This is a genomic window from Chamaesiphon sp. VAR_48_metabat_403, assembly GCF_031422475.1.
Classification (GTDB): domain Bacteria; phylum Cyanobacteriota; class Cyanobacteriia; order Cyanobacteriales; family Chamaesiphonaceae; genus Chamaesiphon.
In genome coordinates, this window is record NZ_JANPLS010000354.1 from 1 (window position 1) to 4,617 (window position 4,617).

Below are 4,617 nucleotides of genomic sequence, written 5' to 3' on the forward strand. Positions count from 1 at the left end.
AGTCAGTATTTAAGCAAAACCTTTTCGCCACTAGATAACTTGCCGTTGCCATAGTAGCTACCGTATATATACAAGTTAGCTAGACTTCGTTTCTAGATCTGAATCCCCCAAACCCCCTTTTTAAGGCAGGGCTGATTCATTCCCGATCGGGCTTAGGTTGTCAAGATTAAAAGTAATTAATTTCGATCGAATAAATGGTAATTTCATGCTAAGAAACAACCACATTCATCTAAAAACCGATTGCTTTAGATATTGACAAATTCATTCCCAAAGGGGATGAATCAGCCCTGCCTTTTTAAGGGGGCAAAGATTCAGTCAAAGTCCCCCTTTTTAAAGCTACCGTGTATATACGGTAGCCCTCAATGAGATGCGTTTGGTAACTTCTCCCAACTCCCATCTCTTTTTAGAACGGAATCGTATCGGTATCGCCAGCATCAAAAGCTGGTGGCTCTTCATTACGCGGCGCAGGTGGCGTATTCCGGCTGCTAGCTGGTGGTGACGAACTCGGTGCGGCAGAAGTAGCTCTGGGTGCAGCCGCAGGCGTATCTACAGCCATAATATGATAAATCTTACTGGCGACTAGTTTGGCACGTTTTTCTTTATAGCCATCGCGTTCTAGTGTATTCATTTCCAAACGACCTTCGATCGTCACGCGATCGCCCTGTTTGAAATTTTCTTTAATTTCGGTGGCTAAATTTCCCCATCCTACAACTTCGATCGTGGGTGGTCGATCTTCCGGGCGACTGCCTGGAGGGGTAAACTGAACGAACATATCGGCGATCGCCATCTGGTTATCGGCGGTATATCGCAATTCGGGATTTTTGATAATCTCCGCCATTAAAATGCAGCTATTCATAGGTTAGGTAATGAGTAAAGTTGAGGGACGATCGGCATCGATTGTAGATGCTGCCTCATCAGGACATTGCACCAAGCAATATCCCCAATAAAGACTGAAAGTTACACTTCTACTATAGTAGGTAAATACTATTTTGTAACCACAAGTGTTGAGCTATGTTAACACTCTCGATTGCTGTTTGACTCAAATATCGTGTCAATCTTAACTTTTGGGAAAGTATCGCTCGATCGCTCGTTCCGTCTAGCACACACTCGATCTCAAGTAATACGGCATCGTGCTGAGGCTTATTCGTTATCACTTGGGTAGCTGGATTTGCAACCGATCGAAGCTGACAAGATTAATTTTAGATTTATCATCAAACAAATATTCTAAACCCTTACGTAAATTCCAAATATTGTTTGTGAGATCGAAACTTGCCAATTCTGCGAAAAGTATCGATTTTGGTTGTGTTTGCTCTCGTTCTGAAAAATCAATAATAATTATCCTTTGTAGTGGTGATAGCTGAGAGCTGCGTTTATGACCCAGCCAGAGTTTTCTCAAAACTTTTTCTCTAGCACCATCAGCACGTATTATTTCAATATATTCAGACTGGAAAATTTCTGAAGATGGTAGATCCGAAGTACGAAAACTAGATATTTGCTTTGGTACTAGTCGGACTTGAAGCTGTTGAGTAGAAAAATCTGCAACTTTAGCAATATTATTTTTAGTTGTGCCAAACTGATATTTTTTTCCATTACTTGCCATCCAAGCTAGTTTTTGATAATCCCACGACATTGACTTAGCGAAAGTAAGAGACTTGAGTTTCGTTGGCGAAAACTCTACAATCGTCACATCTTTCAAAACTAATCCATTCCGATGGCGAGCGTGGATGAGATGGGTGAGGATAGATTGCTTAATACCTTGGGATTGGATTTGACCATAGATAGGTATTGTCAGATCGGTAGCTGCTGCGGCTAGCTGCGGAGAAGATTTTTGAGCATAAGTGGCAGATGGATTGACATGTTCGCGCTCTTGACCTGAAACTCCTAAAGTCGGAAAGTACCAGTAAATTACACAAAGAGCTAGATTAGTTAATTTCATTAGATAGACATATACTTTTTATAGCGTCAGCTTGAGTTACTTATTAAAAAACTAGCTGAACTCCGTACTTATTAAGGTATCGGTAATTCAGCTAGTCACCAGCAGTTTAATTCAGATTTTAAACACCAACAGCGACGGGTTTTTGAGTAAAGAAAGTATTCCGAACTGTTTCGGCAATCTGAGAACTCGTCAAACCGAGACTACCTAACGATTCATCGGGAGTAGCATGTTCGACTAAAATATCTGGTACGCCGATGCGTTTGACTGGTACGACGACATTAAGATCCATTAGTGATTCAATAATTGCCGAACCAAAGCCGCCCATCAGACAGCCTTCTTCGACTGTGACTACTTTACCGATCGATCGTGCCAGCGGCGCAAATAGTTCGGTATCTAGCGGTTTAGCAAAACGGGCATTAACTACCGTTGCCGAAATGCCGTGTTCGTTCAATAGTTGCGCGGCTTGCAGCGTGGGATGTACCATCGAACCATAGGCAATCATCAGCACATCATCGCCCCGACGGAGAATTTCACCTTTACCGATCGGTAATTCTTCCCAGCCTTCATCCATCAGTGGTACGCCATAACCATTCCCACGGGGGTAGCGCATCGCGATCGGCCCGTCGGTATAATTAATTCCAGTCACTACCATGCGTTGCAATTCGCCCTCATCTTTAGGAGCCATCAGCACCATATTGGGGATACACCGCAGATAGGCAATATCATACATCCCTTGGTGGGTGGGGCCATCCGCACCGACGATTCCAGCTCGATCGAGACATAGGAATACGGGTAGATGTTGGATACACGCATCATGAACGATTTGGTCGAAGGCGCGTTGTAAGAAGGTCGAATAAATAGCGGCGACTGGGCGCATTCCTTCGGTTGCTAAACCGGAAGCGAGAGTAATGGCGTGCTGCTCGGCAATCCCGACATCGATATAGCGATCGGGGAATTTTGCCTGAAACTTGTCCAAGCCCGTCCCCGTGCCCATTGCAGCGGTGATTGCCACGATGTGCGGATCGTTCTCAGCCAACGTCATCAGGGTATCGGCAAATACCTTGGAATATGTAGGTGGCTTAGGTTTTGTGGCAGGGGCACTTTTACCAGTTGCTAGGTTGAAGGGACTTTGAGCGTGATAACCTTCTTGGTCTTTTTCAGCGATCGTATATCCTTTACCTTTTTTGGTCACAACATGTACCATAACTGGCCCTGCGTGCTTGTGGGCACCCTCGAAGGTACTTATCAATTCTTCCAAATTGTGACCGTCTACGGGGCCGATATAGGTGAAACCGAGTTCTTCAAATACCGCGCCGACTTTGGGGACGGCTAATCGTTTCATCCCTTCTTTCACCCGTGCGAGTTCGGGAGAAATCGTTTCGCCAACAAACGGAATATTTTTGAGTTGTTCCTCGATATTGTCACTGAGGAACTGAATCGGCGCACTAACGCGCAGTTTGTTTAAATAACGCGGAATTGCGCCCACATTGGCAGAGATCGACATCTCGTTGTCATTTAACACCACTAATAAATTAGTTTTGGGTAAATGTCCCGCATGATCGATCGCTTCTAGAGCCATTCCCCCCGTCAGCGCGCCATCGCCGATGACCGCAACGCATTTAAAGTTTTCGCCATTAAGGTCTCGTGCCATCGCCATCCCCAAGGCGGCAGAAATGCTCGTAGAGGCGTGTCCCGCTCCAAAATGATCGAATTTACTCTCGCCGCGTTTGAGATAGCCTGCAATTCCATCCTTCTGGCGAAGTGTGTGAAAACGATTATATCTACCTGTAATTAATTTGTGCGGATAAGCCTGGTGTCCGACATCCCAAACTACTTTATCTCGATCGAGGTCTAATGTTTGATACAGTGCCAGTGTCAGCTCGACGACACCCAAGCCTGGAGCCAAATGACCGCCGCTGGTAGCCACTGTCTGAAGATGTTTTTCTCTGATTTCTAAAGCAACCTGCTCTAATTGCCGAACTGATAAACCGTGCAACTGGTTTGGATGGGTGATTTCGCTTAGGTGCATAGCCAGTTTTCCCCGTCTGATACGATCTCGATGTGATTACCTTCTTTAACTGTAATTTATTTAGCAGGTTTGAGATCGGTAAATTCGTTGGTTGTTACAGTTATCTACTTAATTCTCTTAGATGGAAGATGGGAGTAGGGAAAATCCCCTCCCTGGAGCGGAAAGTGCGGTCTTGGGGTTTCCCCAAGTAGAGCACCTTTCCAAGACAGGGGTGCCCGTAGGGCGGGGTGGGTAGATCTTCGCTAAAGCCTAAAGCCTACTTGTCAATTGCGATCTAATTAGATACAATTCTAATTAGACATACATCTAATTAGAATTGTATCTATGAGCGAACCAGACTTGAATACCCTGCTCCAGTTTTTTAAGGCATTGGCAAATGAAAGCCGCTTGAAGCTGGTAGGTGCAATCGCACAGCAAGAGCGTAGCGTCGAAGAATTGGCATCGATTTTAGCGTTGAAAGAGCCGACAGTTTCTCATCATTTAACTAAACTCAAGCAATTGCAACTCGTCCAAATGCGATCGGAAGGTAACACTCATTATTATCGTCTCGATCTCGATACACTCCAAAATCTGCAAGCGGCAACATTAACAGCAACAAAAGTAGCTCGACTCGATATCGACGATAATATCTGGGAAACTAAAGTCCTCGATA

At 44.8% G+C, this 4,617-nt stretch carries 4 protein-coding genes; 1 reads left to right on the plus strand and 3 read right to left on the minus strand.

Annotated features, from left to right (window positions below; all coding sequences use genetic code 11):
- Positions 1-403 precede the first annotated feature (403 nt).
- The 3 genes from RMO79_RS17225 to dxs form a co-directional block, all read right to left on the minus strand.
- On the minus strand, positions 404-856 hold the full coding sequence (locus RMO79_RS17225) for a single-stranded DNA-binding protein (RefSeq protein ID WP_310484457.1): 453 nt from the start codon (positions 854-856) through the stop codon (positions 404-406).
- 294 nt (positions 857-1,150) lie between these two features.
- A complete protein-coding gene (locus RMO79_RS17230; RefSeq protein WP_310484458.1) occupies positions 1,151-1,936 on the minus strand; it encodes an LptF/LptG family permease in 786 nt (261 codons plus the stop codon).
- Positions 1,937-2,054: 118 nt separating this feature from the next.
- A complete protein-coding gene (dxs, locus tag RMO79_RS17235; protein WP_310484459.1) occupies positions 2,055-3,965 on the minus strand; it encodes a 1-deoxy-D-xylulose-5-phosphate synthase in 1,911 nt (636 codons plus the stop codon).
- A gap of 324 nt (positions 3,966-4,289) precedes the next feature.
- Here dxs and RMO79_RS17240 point away from each other — a divergent pair.
- Positions 4,290-4,617: metalloregulator ArsR/SmtB family transcription factor (locus RMO79_RS17240; protein WP_310484460.1), on the plus strand; the 328-nt coding region annotated here is incomplete at its 3' end.